The organism is Phaeobacter sp. HS011 (assembly GCF_018101215.1).
GTDB classification, from domain to species: domain Bacteria; phylum Pseudomonadota; class Alphaproteobacteria; order Rhodobacterales; family Rhodobacteraceae; genus Phaeobacter; species Phaeobacter inhibens.
On record NZ_JAGEUF010000005.1, the window covers coordinates 390,799 to 407,400 of the forward strand.

12 protein-coding genes are annotated in these 16,602 nt (G+C 54.5%); 7 read left to right on the plus strand and 5 right to left on the minus strand.

Annotation, left to right across the window (positions count from 1 at the left end):
* The first annotated feature begins 25 nt into the window (after positions 1–25).
* From J4721_RS12535 to J4721_RS12560, 6 genes are all read left to right on the plus strand, one after another.
* Positions 26–721, plus strand: a complete 696-nt coding sequence (locus J4721_RS12535) for an NnrU family protein (protein ID WP_211002773.1) — start codon at positions 26–28, stop codon at positions 719–721.
* 52 nt (positions 722–773) lie between these two features.
* Positions 774–2,129, plus strand: coding sequence for an oxygen-independent coproporphyrinogen III oxidase (gene hemN / locus J4721_RS12540; protein ID WP_211002774.1), 1,356 nt, complete (start codon positions 774–776; stop codon positions 2,127–2,129).
* A 148-nt stretch (positions 2,130–2,277) separates the two neighbouring features.
* Positions 2,278–3,828, plus strand: coding sequence for a cryptochrome/photolyase family protein (locus J4721_RS12545; RefSeq protein WP_211002775.1), 1,551 nt, complete (start codon positions 2,278–2,280; stop codon positions 3,826–3,828).
* 161 nt (positions 3,829–3,989) lie between these two features.
* On the plus strand, positions 3,990–4,544 hold the full coding sequence (locus J4721_RS12550; RefSeq protein ID WP_211002776.1) for an ImuA family protein: 555 nt from the start codon (positions 3,990–3,992) through the stop codon (positions 4,542–4,544).
* Positions 4,486–5,964, plus strand: a complete 1,479-nt coding sequence (locus tag J4721_RS12555) for a DNA polymerase Y family protein (RefSeq protein WP_211002777.1) — start codon at positions 4,486–4,488, stop codon at positions 5,962–5,964. Before J4721_RS12550 ends, J4721_RS12555 begins: the two co-directional genes overlap by 59 nt.
* Complete coding sequence (locus tag J4721_RS12560) at positions 5,961–9,344, plus strand: error-prone DNA polymerase (RefSeq protein ID WP_211002778.1); 3,384 nt, start codon at positions 5,961–5,963, stop codon at positions 9,342–9,344. Before J4721_RS12555 ends, J4721_RS12560 begins: the two co-directional genes overlap by 4 nt.
* Before the next feature lie 21 nt (positions 9,345–9,365).
* On the opposite strand, the gene speB is transcribed toward J4721_RS12560, so the two are convergent.
* The 5 genes from speB to J4721_RS12585 form a co-directional block, all read right to left on the minus strand.
* The gene (gene speB / locus J4721_RS12565; protein WP_014878832.1) at positions 9,366–10,340 is read right to left on the minus strand and encodes an agmatinase; all 975 of its coding nucleotides are present in this window, start codon (positions 10,338–10,340) and stop codon (positions 9,366–9,368) included.
* A gap of 5 nt (positions 10,341–10,345) precedes the next feature.
* Entirely contained in the window at positions 10,346–11,335 is a 990-nt protein-coding gene (locus J4721_RS12570; RefSeq protein WP_211002779.1) for an arginase family protein, read from the minus strand.
* Between the two features lie 51 nt (positions 11,336–11,386).
* Positions 11,387–12,961, minus strand: coding sequence for a proline/glycine betaine ABC transporter permease (locus J4721_RS12575; RefSeq protein WP_014876130.1), 1,575 nt, complete (start codon positions 12,959–12,961; stop codon positions 11,387–11,389).
* A complete protein-coding gene (locus J4721_RS12580; RefSeq protein ID WP_102873424.1) occupies positions 12,958–14,010 on the minus strand; it encodes a glycine betaine/L-proline ABC transporter ATP-binding protein in 1,053 nt (350 codons plus the stop codon). The genes J4721_RS12575 and J4721_RS12580 overlap by 4 nt, the downstream gene beginning before the upstream one ends.
* Positions 14,011–14,124: 114 nt before the next feature.
* A complete protein-coding gene (locus J4721_RS12585) occupies positions 14,125–15,066 on the minus strand; it encodes a glycine betaine ABC transporter substrate-binding protein (protein WP_211002785.1) in 942 nt (313 codons plus the stop codon).
* A 193-nt stretch (positions 15,067–15,259) separates the two neighbouring features.
* Here J4721_RS12585 and J4721_RS12590 point away from each other — a divergent pair, with 193 nt between their 5' ends.
* Positions 15,260–16,174, plus strand: a complete 915-nt coding sequence (locus tag J4721_RS12590; protein ID WP_014876133.1) for a LysR family transcriptional regulator — start codon at positions 15,260–15,262, stop codon at positions 16,172–16,174.
* The last annotated feature ends 428 nt before the right edge of the window (positions 16,175–16,602 follow it).

Below are 16,602 nucleotides of genomic sequence, written 5' to 3' on the forward strand. Positions count from 1 at the left end.
TTTTCGCCGGGCGAGGAGATCATAGATGGCAACCGGTTGGACGGGCTTCGCCCTCGCTATGACGGTGTTCACCGTCAGTCACTTTTTGCCGCGGCTCGCCGATCTGCGCGGGCGGATGATCGCATCCCTCGGGCGCAAGGTTTATTTCTCGGCCTACGGGCTATTGTCGTTGGTATTGTTTGGCTGGGTGATCGTCGCGGCGGCGCAGGCGCCCTATGTTGAACTTTGGCCACCTCTCGATTGGGCCCGCTGGGCGCCTATGCTGGCAATGCCCGTGGCCTTTGTACTGGCAGTCTGGGGCATGGGGGTGGATACCCCCTACACACTGGGAGGAAAGCGTACCGCCGATCCGACACAGGGTGACCTTGGCCGAGCCGCGCTTAGCCGCCACCCGCTCCTGTTGGCTCTGCTGCTTTGGTCGCTGTCACATCTTTTGGCCAATGGCGATCTGGCTCATGCCATTGTTTTTGGCGGGTCGTTGTTTCTTGCAAGCGCTGCGGTCCTACTCTTCGACGCTCAAGCAACAACTGCCCTAGGTCCGGGGGCGGCAGCGTATTTTGCCCATACCGTCCTGTTTTCCCTCGGGCCAATAGGTGATCCGAACTGGCGGCGACAACATCTGCGCGGGCTCTGTGTGCGCACTGCAATAGGTCTGCTGCTCTGGATCGGCGCGCTACACCTGCATGAGCAGGTGATCGGCGTCTCGCCCTTACCCTTCTAACATTTGATTTCGCGCAAAGTCACACTGCCCGGAATCGGTCATATCTGGCGATATGAAACAGATTGACCGCCTTCGCGCGCTGGGACTTTTTGACAGCCGCGTGCCCCGCTACACGTCTTATCCCACCGCCCCAGTGTTCAGCACGGCGGTGAGTTCTGCCTTTCAAAAGGCCCAATTGACGACACTGGATCCTACAGTGCCTGTCTCGGTCTATATCCACATCCCATTTTGTGAGCGGTTGTGCTGGTTTTGTGCCTGCCGAACCCAAGGCACGCAAACCCTTAGCCCCGTCGAAAGCTATATTGGCACTGTTGAAAAAGAGCTCTCCCTACTCGCTGACATTCTTCCCGAAGGGCTGCGAATGGGCCGTCTGCACTGGGGGGGGGGCACACCAACAATCCTGCCCCCGGCCCTCATCCACCGGCTGGCCCAATCGATAAAATCTGCGGTCCCCCCGACTACCGATTGGGAATTCTCGGTCGAGATCGATCCCACAATGGTGGATCGTGAAAAGATCGCCGCCCTTGCAAAAGAAGGTATGAACCGGGCAAGCATCGGCATTCAGGATTTTGATCCGGAGGTGCAGACCGCAATCGGCCGGATCCAACCTTTTGACGTGACTGCCGCCTGCGTTGCAGATCTGCGTGCGGCAGGCATTCACTCACTGAATACCGATCTTGTCTACGGCCTGCCGCATCAGGATGCCGCGCGTATTGCCGAGACTGTGGACAAGGTGCTGACATTGGCGCCGGATCGGGTCGCTCTTTTTGGATACGCCCATGTCCCATGGGTGGCCAAACGGCAGAAGCTGATTGATGATACCACCCTGCCTGGTGACGAGACCCGGTATCATCTGGCAGAGCTGGCTGCCCAAAAATTCCAATCTGCCGGATTTGCGAATATCGGCATCGACCATTTTGCGCGCCCGCAGGATGGATTGAACTTGGCCCGCAATAGCGGGCATCTGCGGCGAAACTTTCAAGGTTACACAGATGACCACTGCCCGACGCTGATCGGTGTTGGTGCCTCCTCAATCTCGCGCTTCGACGGGGGCTATGTGCAAAACGCAGCGGCTACGGCCGCATACATTCAAAGAATCGAAGCGGGTGATCTGGCCGGGACACGCGGTCATCAGCTCACTCTGATCGACAAGATGCGCGCCCGTGCCATTGAGATGCTGATGTGCGATTTCCGTCTGGACCGTACCGAACTGCAGCACCGGTTCGGATCACAGACCCAACAGCTGACCGCTGATCTGAAGGCTGTTATGACGACCTATGGCGATCTGGTCACGTTAACGGATGAGGCCCTAGTCATCGAAGCCGAAGGCCGCGCCCTGACCCGGATTATTGCAAGTGTGTTTGACGCTCACAAACCGGAGGGCGTGCGCTATAGCCAAGCCTCTTGAGGCGGGAGGAATACCGCGAGGTTTCGCAGTTTCAGAATATTAGACTCTAACACAGGGTATGAGCCTTACATCATTGTGTCTCAACCCCTCAGGCGTTGTCAGCACCTCCGGCTACGCTATCTGCTGGCAGATCAGCGGAGTACCGGACATGAGCAACCACACGACACCTCAAGACAGCCGTGAACCAGGCCGGATCATTCTGATCTTGGGTGATCAGCTGTCACATGATCTCCCTTCACTCCAGGTCGGTGATCCTCAAAAAGACCGTCTGTTGATGGCCGAGGTCGCAGAGGAGGCAAGCTATGTCCCTCATCACAAGAAAAAGCTCGCTTTTGTTTTGTCTGCCATGCGGCACTTTGCGGATGAGCTTACCGCTGCGGGCTGGGATCTGAAGTACGTCCATCTGGATGATCCAGACAATTCCGGCAGCCTTACAGGAGAATTGGACCGGGCTTTGGAGCAGTTCACCGTGACCGAAGTGCTTGTGACCGAACCCGGAGAATATCGCCTCAAAGAGGCACTGAACAGATGGTCTGGACCGGCCAGGCTGACCATGTTGGATGATAGCCGATTTCTGGCCAGCCACGACATGTTTCGCAGTTGGGCGGAGGGGCGCAAGCAGCTGCGCATGGAATATTTCTATCGCGACATGCGGCGCAAAACCGGCCTGTTGATGCAAGGTGACTCCCCTGAGGGCGGTAAGTGGAACTATGACACAGAGAACCGCAAACCGGCGCAGAACGACATGTTCATGCCCAAGCCAATGCGCTGCGATCCGGATCGTATCACGCAAGACGTATTGGAATTGGTGGAGCAGAGGTTTCCCAGAAATTTCGGGCGACTGACACCGTTTTGGTTCGCGGTCACCCGGGCAGCAGCTCTCAAGGCACTTGATCATTTTATCGACGTGGCGCTACCGCTGTTTGGTGATTATCAGGATGCGATGCTGGACGGAGAGCCGTTTCTCTATCACTCCCTATTATCTCAATACATCAATATCGGCCTGCTCAATCCGCTTGAGGTCTGCCGCAGCGCCGAACGCGCCTATTATGAGGGCCATGCACCACTCAACGCGGTTGAAGGCTTCATTCGTCAGATTATCGGCTGGCGCGAGTACATGCGCGGAATCTACTGGCTAAAGATGCCTGGATACACCCGCGAAAATGCCCTCGGCGCAAGACGGGATCTGCCGGACTTTTATTGGAGCGGAGAGACCGGCATGGCCTGCATGGCCGCCGCCATCACTCAGACCCGGGACGAAGCCTATGCCCATCATATTCAGCGTCTAATGGTCACCGGAAATTTCGCAATGTTGGCAGGGATCAACCCGCATCAGGTTCATGAATGGTATCTGGCCGTCTATGCCGATGCCTATGAATGGGTCGAAGCCCCAAATGTCATCGGTATGAGCCAATTTGCCGATGGTGGCCTTCTAGGCTCCAAACCCTATGCCGCCAGTGGCAACTACATAAACAAGATGTCGAACTACTGCAGGAATTGTGCCTACGATGTGAAACAGAAAACCGGCCCAAAGGCCTGCCCGTTCACCCCCCTTTACTGGGATTTCCTGATCCGCAACCGTGAGAAGCTGTCAAAGAATCCGCGCCTTATGCAACCCTATCGAACCTGGGACCGAATGTCCGCGGACAAACAACAGGAGTATCTCATAAGCGCGGAGAAGATACTGGACAGTCTCTAATTAGGGGGTTTCACCCCATTTCGGAAGAAAAAGCTATTCCTCCTTGAATGACCGAGACTCCGTAAAACGGTTTTGGTCTTTGTCCTGCATATTGGTTCGGGCGTGAGCTCCTATGGGGGCCCTGACTTTTGCATGGCCACGGAACGCGATATACATAGATTATGACCTCTTTGGATCTCCCCTATTTCCCTCTTAAGCGCGGTCGCGTTCATGAGGTGTGCGGTCCGGGCAGCTTTGGATTTCTTGCTGTTTTGATGACACAGGTTCACGGTCCGTCATTGTGGATACGTGAGCGCCATCGCCTGGAACATATTAATCCGCTGGGTTTGGGGGAGTTTACGGACCCCTCTCAGCTGTTGGTCGTAAACGTAAAGCATCAGACCGACGGCCTCGCCAGCGCAGAAGACGCACTGCAGGAACGTGCTGTCGCTCTGGTCGTGATCGACATCAGCAAACCACTCAGCCTGACGGCCGGGCGGCGGCTCCAGCTTGCGGCGAAGGCCGGAAACACCACTGGGCTTTGCCTTATTCTCGAAGGCATGGGAAGCAATGCTGCCGAAACACGCTGGCGCTGCGATCCGATATTTCAGGCACAAGACTCGACTCATTTTCACTGGAGACTTATTAAGAACAAATCAGGAACAAATGGATCTTGGCATGTTCGATGGAATCGCGCGTCGCGTCGTATCGATATGGTTTCACCGGTTCGCGAGTGACCGGTTTCTTCGGCAGCACCCACTGTCCGGTCCTTTTGCGCTTACGATCAAACACAGCAATACAAATCGCCTCTATTGCCTCAATGCAGAAGCCACGCGACAAGGTTTGCATCAGGGCATGGCACACTCAGACGCACGTGCCTTTTGTCCGGACCTTCAAACAGCGGCAGTGGACATTTACCGGGACCAACAGTTTTTGCTGATCCTGCGCCGCTGGGCCACCCGCTATTGCCCGTGGGTGGGCCTAGAGGGTCGGGACGGTTTGGTGCTTGATATCAGTGGTTCCTCCCACCTTTTCGGAGGGGAGACCGGTATGTTGAATGCTATACGCAACGGTTTGATGCGGGTCGGCCTATCGGCGCAAATTGGCCTGGCTGATACGCGCGGGGCGGCTTGGGCCCTGGCGCATTACGGCGAGGGACAGGCTGCGACCGGAGACATGTTACCCGCTCTTCAGCACCTGCCTGTTGCAGCCCTTCGTCTTGATGAAAAAACAACGACCGCACTCATCAGATTGGGCCTGCGTAAGATTGGAGATCTCGCGACAACGCCTCGTGCCCCACTAGCCCGCCGTTTTGGAGCCAATGTGTTGATGAGGCTTGATCAGGCTTTGGGCCACCAAGCTGAAGAAATCACTCCATTGACAGCTCCGCCTCACTACGGGGTCCGTATGACGTTGCCAGAGCCAATCGGCCTGATCAGTGATGTCATGGCTGGTACGGAAAGGTTGCTGACACAGCTCTGTGCCAAATTGAAAACCCATGAAATGGGTGCGCGCGTCTTTGTCATTACACTGCGGCGCGTAGATCTGGATCAGCAAGAGGTGGAACTACGTCTGGCCCGCGCCTTGCGTGATCCCCAGAGGATTCTCCCCCTGTTCGAAAAGGGGTTAGCTGAAATTGATGCGGGCTTTGGCATTGAGCAACTGCGCCTCGAAGCAACCCAGACGGAAGCGTTGCCGACGCAACAAATGTCTCATGTCGCAACTGACGGCGACGACCGGTTAGAGGATCTGATCACGCGGATCGGAACACGGATCGGACTTGAAAACATTCAGCGCTTTCTACCCGCTGACAGCCATATTCCGGAGCGTAGCTTCATCGTTGCACCTGCGGCCTATTCAGCGACAGCCAGTGGTTGGACTTGTAAGACCCCACGCCCGCTCTGCCTGTTTCCACCTGAACCGATCCCGGGCAGTGGCCCCTACCCCCCAAACCATTTCCGTTGGCGCCGGGTTTCATTGACCACAGGCCACACGATCGGCCCTGAACGCATCACTCCGGAATGGTGGCTGGAAGACGACAACTGGCGGTCCGGCATGCGCGATTATTGGCGAGTGGAGACGACGCAGGGGAGACGTCTCTGGCTATTTTATACACCTCAGAACCCTGGCTGGTTCGTTCAGGGAGAATTCGCATGATTGAAGTGAATAGAATTCACCGTCCTGTCGAAGCATTCCAGCGCGATATGCTGGCCCAACGCATTAATGCGCCGGATTATGCGGAGCTTTGTGTCACCACGAATTTTACCTTTTTAACCGGAGCCTCTCACCCCGAAGAACTTATTGTACGGGCGGCAGAGTTGGGCCTCTCGGCACTTGCGATCACAGACTACAACTCACTTGCGGGGGTTGTTCGTGCCTGGAGTGCGTTAAAAGAACTGAAGCGCGATCCTCAGGATGCACTGAAGATCCGATCACAGCACCAAGTCGACTCGTCGTCCCGGCAAGAGATCGGGCATACATCCGCTCTTCCCAAACCCACGACACCCGCCTTCCCAAAGCTCATCGTTGGGTGCCGGCTGATATTACAGAACTGTGCTGTGGATTGGATCGCCCTACCCTGTGATCGTTCCGCCTACAAAAGACTGGCACGTCTGCTGACCTTAGGAAAACGGCGCGCCGAAAAAGGTCAATGTGTTCTTTATGCTGAGGACATGATTGGCGCCTGCAAAGGTATGATTTTGATTGCCTTACCCAAAGAGACGTTGAGCAACGTTGTTTCGGATATTCAGAAGATAGGAAGACAATTTCCGAACCATGTATTCCTAGGTGCGGCTCCTCGCTATGACGGCAGCGATCAGGCTTATCTAGTGGCTTGTGCAAAATTGGCACAGACAACATGTGCTCCAATGGTTGCAGTCGGCGATGTCTTGATGCACCGGGCCAACCGCAGGCAGCTCGCAGATGTGCTGACCTGCATGCGTGAAAATATCAACATTGACGATATCGGGACTCGGGCTTTGCCCAATGCGGAGCGTCGCCTGAAAAGCGGTGCAGATATGCTGCGTATTTTTCGCGATCATCCTGGAGCGCTACGCCGCACTGCGGAGATTGCCAATAGATGTAATTTTGATCTGAGCGAGCTGTCCTATGAATACCCTCATGAGGAAACCGAAGGGGAAACACCACAGGACCGTTTGGAGCGCCTCGCACGAGAAGGATTAAAAAGGCGCTACCCGGATGGCCCGCCGGATCGAGCAATAAAGCTGATGGAAAAGGAACTGTCAGCAGTCAAAGATCTTGAATTTCCGGCCTATTTTTTGACCGTTCATGACATCGTACAATTCGCAAGATCCAAAGGCATACTTTGTCAAGGGCGCGGATCTGCGGCCAATTCCATTCTTTGCTATCTCTTAGGTATTACAGACGTCAGCCCCGATATGATTGCCATGGTTTTTGAGCGCTTTGTCTCAAAACACCGGGGAGAACCACCAGACATTGATGTGGATTTTGAGCATGAGCGGCGCGAAGAGGTCATCCAGTGGATTTATCAGAAATATGGCCGCCATCGTGCGGGCCTCTGCGCGACAGTTATTCACTTTCGCACGCGAGCTGCCATTCGCGAAGTGGGGAAGGTTATGGGGCTTAGCCAAGATGTAACGGCAGGTCTGTCGGGACAGATTTGGGGCATGAGCAATGGCAGTGTCGATCTGGAGCGCATCCGAGAATTGGGGCTCAATCTCGAAGACCGCCGCCTGATGCAGACAATTCGCCTGATCGGCGAAATCATCGGCTTCCCGCGCCATCTTTCCCAGCACGTAGGTGGTTTTGTCATAACCAGCGGACGACTGGATGAACTGGCCCCGATTGAGAATGCCGCAATGGAAGATCGCACCGTCATCTGTTGGGACAAAGACGATATTGATGCCCTGCGCATTCTCAAGGTGGATATCCTCGCATTGGGCATGCTCACCTGTATTCGCAAGGCATTTGCCTTGATGCAGCAGCATGAGAACATCACTCACAGCATCGCGACCATCCCACAGAAAGATGAAGCAACATATGACATGCTCTGTGCGGCGGATGCGGTGGGGGTATTTCAGGTTGAAAGCCGGGCACAGATGAACTTTTTGCCCCGGATGCGCCCGCGCAAATTCTATGATCTGGTTATAGAGGTCGCCATCGTCCGCCCTGGCCCCATTCAGGGAGATATGGTCAAGCCCTATATCCGAAGGCGGAACGGTTTGGAAAAACCAGATCCCTTCGGGCCCGAATTGGAACAGGTTACCAGACGCACAGAGGGGGTGCCACTGTTTCAAGAGCAAGCCTTGCAAATTGCGGTTGTTGGCGCGGGGTTTTCAGCGGAAGAGGCCGACCATCTGCGCAGATCTCTCGCCTCGTTTCGGCGTATGGGAACGATCGGCAAATATCGCGACAAGTTCATCGCAGGCATGCTCAAAAACAAATACAGCAGAGAAATCGCAGAACGGTGTTTTGGTCAAATCGAGGGGTTTGCCGATTACGGTTTTCCGGAAAGCCATGCGGCAGCCTTCGCTATGCTCGCCTATGTCTCAGCTTGGTTGAAATGTCATCATCCGGCCATTTTTGCCTGTGCTTTGCTCAACTCTCAGCCCATGGGATTCTATGCACCGGCACAGATTGTCCGTGATGTGCGCGATCATGGCATCGAGGTGCGCCCAATCTGTGTAAACCAGTCCCAATGGGACAACTCACTTGAGCGCCGCCCGGACGGTACCTTGGCTCTACGTCTCGGATTTCGCCAGATCAAAGGTTTCAAGGAAGATGACGCAGGCTGGATCATTGCAGCGCGCGGGAATGGCTATATTGATCCCGAACATCTCTGGCTACGTGCAGGCCTGGCGCCCGCAGCACTGGAACGTTTGGCAGAAGCCGATGCCTTTTCGTCGATGGGCATCTCGCGGCGGGACGCACTTTGGCAAGTGAAGTCCATCACGACACCAGCGCCGTTACCCCTGTTCAACGATCAGTTGGACGGCGAGGCCATTAACGAACCGAATGTCATGCTACCAAGAATGCACCTAGGGGAAGAAGTCGTCGAAGATTATGTGTCCATGCGCCTGAGTTTGCGGGCACACCCAATGGAGCTGCTACGCCCAACCCTTCCAGGTCTGACCTGCAACGACCAACTGATAAAGGCTCCCCTGCAACGTGTCTCGGTAGGCGGCCTTGTCATTACGAGACAACGACCCGGAACTGCTTCTGGCGTGATATTTCTGACCCTTGAAGACGAAACAGGCGTTTGCAATGTCGTGGTCTGGAAAAAAATTTACGAGCGTTTTCGACGCATTGTCATGGGTGGACGCCTGTTATGCGTGACGGGTTACCTTCAGCGAGAGGGCACCATCGTCCATGTTATCGCTCAACATATCGAGGATGAATCTGCCAGATTATCGGAGCTAGGCCACCCGCTGGACGGTGCGATCCAATCCGAGGGTCCCCGCGCCGACGACACGCCTAAACGGACCAGATATCCTGCCCGTGCGATGCATCCGAGAGATCAGGCCAAGCGGCTCTTCCCCAGTCGGGATTTTCATTAGAAACAACTCTATCGTAGCAGCTCATCGTCGCGAAATCGCACCGGCACTGACACAGAGCATCTCGAATAGGATCGACGCCCCAAGCCACGCGGTGTTTCCGTTTGTGTCAAACGGAGGGGACACCTCAACCAGATCGGCTCCCACAAGCTGGACGCCTGCAAGTTCACGTACCACCTGCAGGGCCTGAAAACTGTTCGGCCCCCCAACCTCAGGTGTTCCCGTGCCAGGCGCGAAAGCCGGATCAACAAAATCGATATCGTATGTACAGTAGGTTGGCTGATCACCGACAATCTCTCGTACTTCACGCATGACGTCCGAGACACCGCGATCAAAAAACTCCTCAATTCGAATAATTCTCACACCCTGTGCCTGCCCCCATTCGACATCTTCGGTGTTGTAAGCGGTGCCCCGAATGCCGATCTGCACCATCCGCTTCGGATCGACCAATCCTTCTTCGATTGCACGACGAAAAGGGGTGCCGTGAGTATATTTGTTTCCACCAAAATAGCTGTCAAAGAGATCAGTATGACTATCAAACTGAATGAGCCCCACTGGCGCGCCGCTGGCCAGTCCTCGCAAGACAGGTAATGAAACGAGGTGATCCCCGCCGACAGTCAGCGCAAAGATGTCGCGAGATTTCAGATCCGCATAGAAAGCGCTGATCCGCTCCATACAGTCGATGATATCGACCGGGTTGGGCGCGACATCACCAAGGTCTGCGCAATTGATCATCGAAAAAGGATTGATGCCTGTCACCGGGTTCCCGGCCCGGATCATGGTCGAAAGGTCGCGCAGCTGTCGCGGACCATGGCGCGGACCCGGACGATTGGTTGTTCCGGCATCCCAAGGCACACCAACCAAGCCCAGCTGCACCTGATCAATGATCGGATCAGACACTGTTACATGTGGTAGCCGCATAAAGGTCGGCAAACCGGCAAACCGGGGCATTTCCATCCCGGATACTGGATGAAAGAAGTCTGTAGGCAAGGACGCCATGAAATCTAAGCCTCTCTTTGGGATAAACGATTTTCAGCTATCATCGAGATGATTTCGAACATGATGGCGCCCGCAGTCAGCGCTGTTATCTGATTGGGACTATCTTTGGTTGGCATCATGCAGACGACATCTCCGCCGACAATATTCATGCCGCGCACCGCATGCAGCAAACCCACAGCGTCATCAATGTCGAAACCCTTTTCACCAGCCTCGATATTGGATACCCCCGGTGCAATCGTCGGATCCAGACAGTCCAAATCGAATGTGATATAGACGGGACGACCAGCCAGTACCTCGGTCACCTGCGCCACGACGTCAGCCAGACCTCGCCTTCTGTAATCTTTCATCGTCACAACATTGTAGCCGTATTCGTAGGATGGCTGCAGCCAGTCGAGCGTCCGGGCGTGGCCTCTTATACCGATCTGCATGGAATGGGCTGGATCAACCTTGCCCTGATCCGCCAGATAAGCCCCCCAATGCGCTGCAGACTTCTTCGCTCCCAGAAAGTGGTCCACTTTGGTGAAGACATCGGTATGGGCATCAAGATGCAGAAAGCAAATCGGCTCACCTTTTGTGATCGACCCGCACCCAAGCGCCTGAACGATCCCTCCGGTGATCGAATGATCCCCGCCAACAGAGACAGGCCGCGCACCTGCCTTGTCGATCTGCTGATAGAAATTGGTGATCTGCTCAATACAGTCTTCGTTATCGTTGGCCTTCGGAAATGGTACATCGCCCAAGTCAACAATCTTGGCAGCATTCCAGGGATCCAGCTGAAAGCCACTGTGCATGCGCCGCTGCACCGATGACACGTTGCGAAGGGCACGCGGGCCGAGATGCTGATCACGCTCCGTAGTTCCGTTGCCTGCCGAGTGAGGGACGCCAACAAGCGCAATATCCTGACCATCCACTGGCAGGTTTGGACAACGGAATAAGGTCGGAATACCCCACCAATAGAGGTTTTCCATCATCGCATTCAGATGCGGATCCGACATCAGGTCTCCTTTCGCAACGACTGTCATGCAATTTCAAAAATGGTTCCGGTGTCAGCTTTTACCGATTTTTCTACGGTAACTGCCCTGCGCAATCCGATCGATCACCATCGCACAGAGCAAGATCGCTAACCCGCCCAGAAGGCCCTGCCCCTTCGCCGCGTACTGCAGCGACTCAAGAATAAGTGCCCCCAAACCATCAGCACCGATAAGCGACGCGATCACCACCATCGACAGAGACATCAAAATGGTCTGATTGATCCCGGTCATGATGGACGGAAGTGCAAGCGGCAACTCAACGTTGAACAGCAACTGACGACGAGAACATCCGAAAGCGATTGCGGCTTCCTTCGTCGCGTCGGGTACGCCGCGCATGCCTAGTGCCGTCAACCGGATCACCGGAGGCATAGCGAAGATCAGCGTAGCCAGTACACCTGGCGGCTTGCCAGTGCCAAAAAACGCAATGATCGGGATCAGATAAACGAATGCCGGCATTGTCTGCATAAAATCTAAAACCGGCTCAGCAACGGCGTAAGCGCGCTTTGATTTGCCGAACCAGATACCAAATGGCACCCCAATGAGGATGCACAACATCGCCCCAGCTCCAATCAGCGCAACCGTGATCATCGACAATTCCCACAGGCCCATAAACGCAAGATAGGCCAATGACGCTGCTGTAAAGATCGCGATACGTGGACCTGCCAGACGGTAGGCCATGACAACAATCACCAACATAACGACGGGCCATGGTGTCTGTAACAGCAGGATTTCCAACCCATCCAGACACCAACGGATGGCCGCTGTAATGCCATCAAATGTATTCGAAAAATTCGCCGCAGCCCAATCGAATGCAGCATCACCTCTCCGAGATAATGCTGAGAAATACTCGCGCTGGATGGGGAATTCAGTTACCGGAATAGTTTCACCCACAAGTCCCCCCGTGAGGTTGGCCAATATCTCATCCGGTGCCCGTACCGTGAACCGCAATAGAGTCAGTGGCATGATTGCCAGCATCATTATCGCACCGAAGACCGTACTGGACGTTCTGATACCAACCTGTTGACTATCCTGATCCGCCCGCCACTTCAGGTAATGCGCCTCATAAGCGACATTGGCGTAAAGCCCTTCGAGCAGCTTCACCAAGGCCAGGATCGCCAAGCCAATCAACAGAATAGTGGTTGCCTCCGCTGCGGCCAAATCAGCCTGTTCCTGCGCCCGGGCGGCAACTTTCTTCAGGTTTTCTGCGATCTTCAGTTTCGCATCAGCCCCCGCGGCATCTCCAGCAGCAAGCAACTCAGCGGCCTGTGTCTCACGTTTTGCGATATTCCCTAAAGCACGCTCCAGTTTGGCGAGTTGGTCGGCACCAAGCTCCCCCCAGAGCCCGCGCCCTATCTGAACCAGCGCAAACAGCTCCAAGACAAGAAAGATCCAAAAAAATCCCCAAACCCCGCGCGCTGCCCCCCAAAGCGGCCCGAACACCGCCGCCATTGTATTCCATGACCATGCAAAGCCAGTCGTATCTTGAATTTTTTTAAAGGCCGCACTGTAGTAACCGGTGTTCCGCTCGACAAAATCGGCGACCGTTGTGCTGTTGGCATTGGGACCACTTTCCAATCCTGTATCGGTCATGCCTTGCCCCCTTGGATACCTTTGAGAAGAGTTGGCTTGTCAATGACGCCAACATCCATTCCATCATCGGATGTGATGACAATTGGCTGCTCGGTGGCGGTCGAGATATCAATCAATGTGTCCAAATCCGTCGAGTGTGCAGCACGCGGGCTGACTGCCAGATCTTCCCAGTCTTTTGCTTGATACTCTGCCAGCGGCACCATGATTGAATGGGCAAAAACCAACTTGAGCTTTGAAATCCCTTCAACAAAGTCTCTAACGTAATCGTCAGCAGGCTCAGTTACGATTTCTTCCGGTGTGCCGATCTGTACGATACGCCCGTCTTTCATAATGGCGATCCGTGTGCCAATACGGATCGCTTCATCCAGATCATGGGTAATAAACACTGTGGTTTTTCCCAGCTCAGCCGATAGCGCCATGAACTGATCCTGCAACTGCCTACGAATGAGTGGGTCCAAGGCCGAAAACGGCTCATCCATCAGCAGAACATCAGGGTCAGAAGCCAGAGCACGGGCCAGGCCCACCCTTTGCTGCATGCCGCCTGACAACTCTCGCGGAAAGCGATCTTCATATCCTTGCAGGTCAACCCGTTCCAGGCAACGCTGCGATACCTCCCAGCGACGAGATTTGGATTCTCCTCGGATCTGCAAGGGGAAGGCCACATTGTCACGCACCGTGCGATGCGGCAGCAATGCCATATGCTGAAAAACCATCCCCAGGTTGACCGCCCGCATCTCGCGCAGCTCTTCGGCGTTGAGTGCGAGTACATCCCGGCCCAGAACCTGAATATCGCCCGCAGTGGGTTCAATCAGCCGGTTGATGTGTCGCACCATGGTGGACTTACCAGAGCCTGACAGCCCCATAACGCAGAAAATCTCGCCCTTCTGCACTTCAAACGAGCAATCAGCGATGCCGATAACACAACCGAATTCTCCCAGCACTTCGGCCTTGCTAAGATTTCGCTGTTGAATCGCCTCCATTGCTTCCTCAGCGCGCTCGCCAAAGACTTTCCATACTCCGTCCAGACGTATGACTGCGTCATCGTTCATAGATATCAACCTGTTGGATATATTAGACTATGCAGAGCCTGAAGAGCACCACACAGGGGAACACCCCCGCCCGTCAAAGATCCGCGCGGGAGCGCATGTGACGAAGAACCGAAATCAGTTCAGCCAGCTGTCAACCTGGTCCGCATTCTCTTCAACCCATTTGCGGGCAAAAACCTCCGCGTCCATCTCGTCAACGATCAAGGCATAGACCATCGCTGACACCTGATCAGAGGTTAGGTTAACCTTGGACAGAACAGCGGCAGCGCTTTCATCCATCGCAGCCTGATAGTGGATATGCAGGTAAGCCTTGTCCCAGGCCATCGCCGCGGAGGAATTCTCCAGCCAATTCGGATCATCTGTGGGCTGCGCGACATTCCACTTTGCAGGGTCGTGCGGCGGTTCTTCCAACTGGACCAGATCATACAGCTGGAACATGTGATGCGGCGTATAGCAGAAGAACACCACATTGGTATTCTGGTCGGTCGCAGCATCGACCTCAGCGAGCGCCAAGGTTTCGTCCATTTCCTTAAGCGTCATTGTCTGATCGTACCCGTAGGACTTGGCACGGATTTTTTCGACGTTGGTTGATGCCCATCCTGCAGCACCAATCCAGATTTCCCCCATACCATCGCCATCGCTATCGAAATTGGCAGCCATATCAGGATCACTCAGCTCAGACAGCGCCTTGATACCGGTGCGTTCAGCAGTTCCATTGGTGACGCACATGGCCTGATCTGCCGGTATGCCATTCGGGTTCATGGCAACAGTGCCTTTTTCCTTCACGAACGTATTGTGAAGATTAGCCTGGTTGGGCAACCAGACTTCTGGATGGACCTGCATGGCCCCGGAATCCATAGCTTCAAAGACGATCGGATTGCTGCCGTTTTGCAGTTCGACATCAAGGCCAAGATTATCCTCCAACACGATCTTGAGGACATTCGCCGTTACCCGAACCGATGGCCAGTTCGGCACACCAATGACCACATCGGCGGCTAAAGCGCCTGTTCCAAACGTCGCCAACAATGCACCGGTCGTCCAAGTCGCTAGTCTCTTCATTTCACTCTCCAAGTTGTCGTCGTTATTATTATTGCTACCTTCCGTCGGAGCTGATCCGCTTTGCGTCACAGCCAGAACCTCTCCAGACGTTAATGTGCCCGCTTTTCAAGTGTATTAAATTACAATAATCGGGATTGAACTTGCACAATATTACAATCAAGATGACTTCAACGACGCTGTCATTGAGGTAACTATGGTTGCAAGGCAGGTTTCAAAGGTCGATATTCATCTACTACGGGTGTTCTGCGTCGTCGTAGATGCAGAGGGTTTTTCCAATGCGCAGGTCGTACTGAACGTCTCAACGTCCACGATCTCCAGGCAAATATCAGAGTTAGAGACCAGACTTGGGATGCGGCTGTGTGACCGCGGGAGAACCGGCTTTCGGGTTACAGAAAAGGGAGACACGGTCTACCAAGCAGCGCAGAAATTGTTCGTGGCACTCGGGGAATTTCAGGAGACCGTTGACGGATCACGTGGCCGACTTTTCGGTCATCTCGCATTGGGCGTTATCGAAAACTGGGCCTCAAATAACTCCGCTCCGATCGTGCGTTCGCTGTCTAAATTCACCGCAATGGCACCGGATGTAAGGATTGAGCTACACTCTCTCGCCCCGAATGACATCGAGTTCGCTGTACTTGACGGCAAGGTTCCAATCGGGATCGGCCCCTTCCATTCCCCCAAGCCGGGATTGGTCTACAACGACATCTGCAAAGAAACCGTTTGCCTCTATTGTGGGTCTGGGCATCCGCTGTTTGCCATAGACTGCCCGGAAGAGCAGGAAAAACAGCTACGCAAGTCTCTGTTTGCTAAGCGAGCCTATCTAAATGAAGAGACTGTCGCTCCCAAAACCCGCAATTTGCCCTCAAACGCAATCGGCCATCAAATGGAAGCGATCGCGTTGCTGATACTGACGGATCGATACGTCGGGTATCTTCCATCATACTTTGCCAAGGATTGGGTGGCGGGGGGACGAATGAAGAATATTGCAAATGGTGGGTTTGATCGCCCTGTGACAGTTCAAACCGCTGTTCGCAGGGGCGCCAAGCTGAACCGTGTCGGAAGAACGTTTCTCGAAATACTTTCTGAAGAAGCAAATACGAAAATTTAGCTGATCCTGTACGCCAGTTAACGACTCTGCCCCCGCAGCTTTTCAGCGTAGGCCGGCCGCCCTCATTGTGGAAAGCGCGCCTCCTGAGTGCTGGCAACCAGAGCCTTCTCTGACGTCTTGCGCAGCTCCGGGAAGCCGGGAAAATAGCTGCCCTGCCGGAACTTCGAAACCTTGAGTTTCAACGTGCCATACGGATATCGAACGCGCGCTCCGATACCCGGCCCGCTGTCCAAGCCTCAGATGCTTTTACATCTATGGCTATTTGCAAACTAAGGATTTCGGTACGTTGAATGCTTGCGTGTTAGCCCACTTGTCAGCGCTATGCGCACCGCATCTTGGCGGGATTCGTTTGTCCGTTTCGTTCCCATAGCTCGTCTCCTTTGGTGCAGTAAATGCTATCAAAGGAGCGGCATCAAACCGCGACAGGC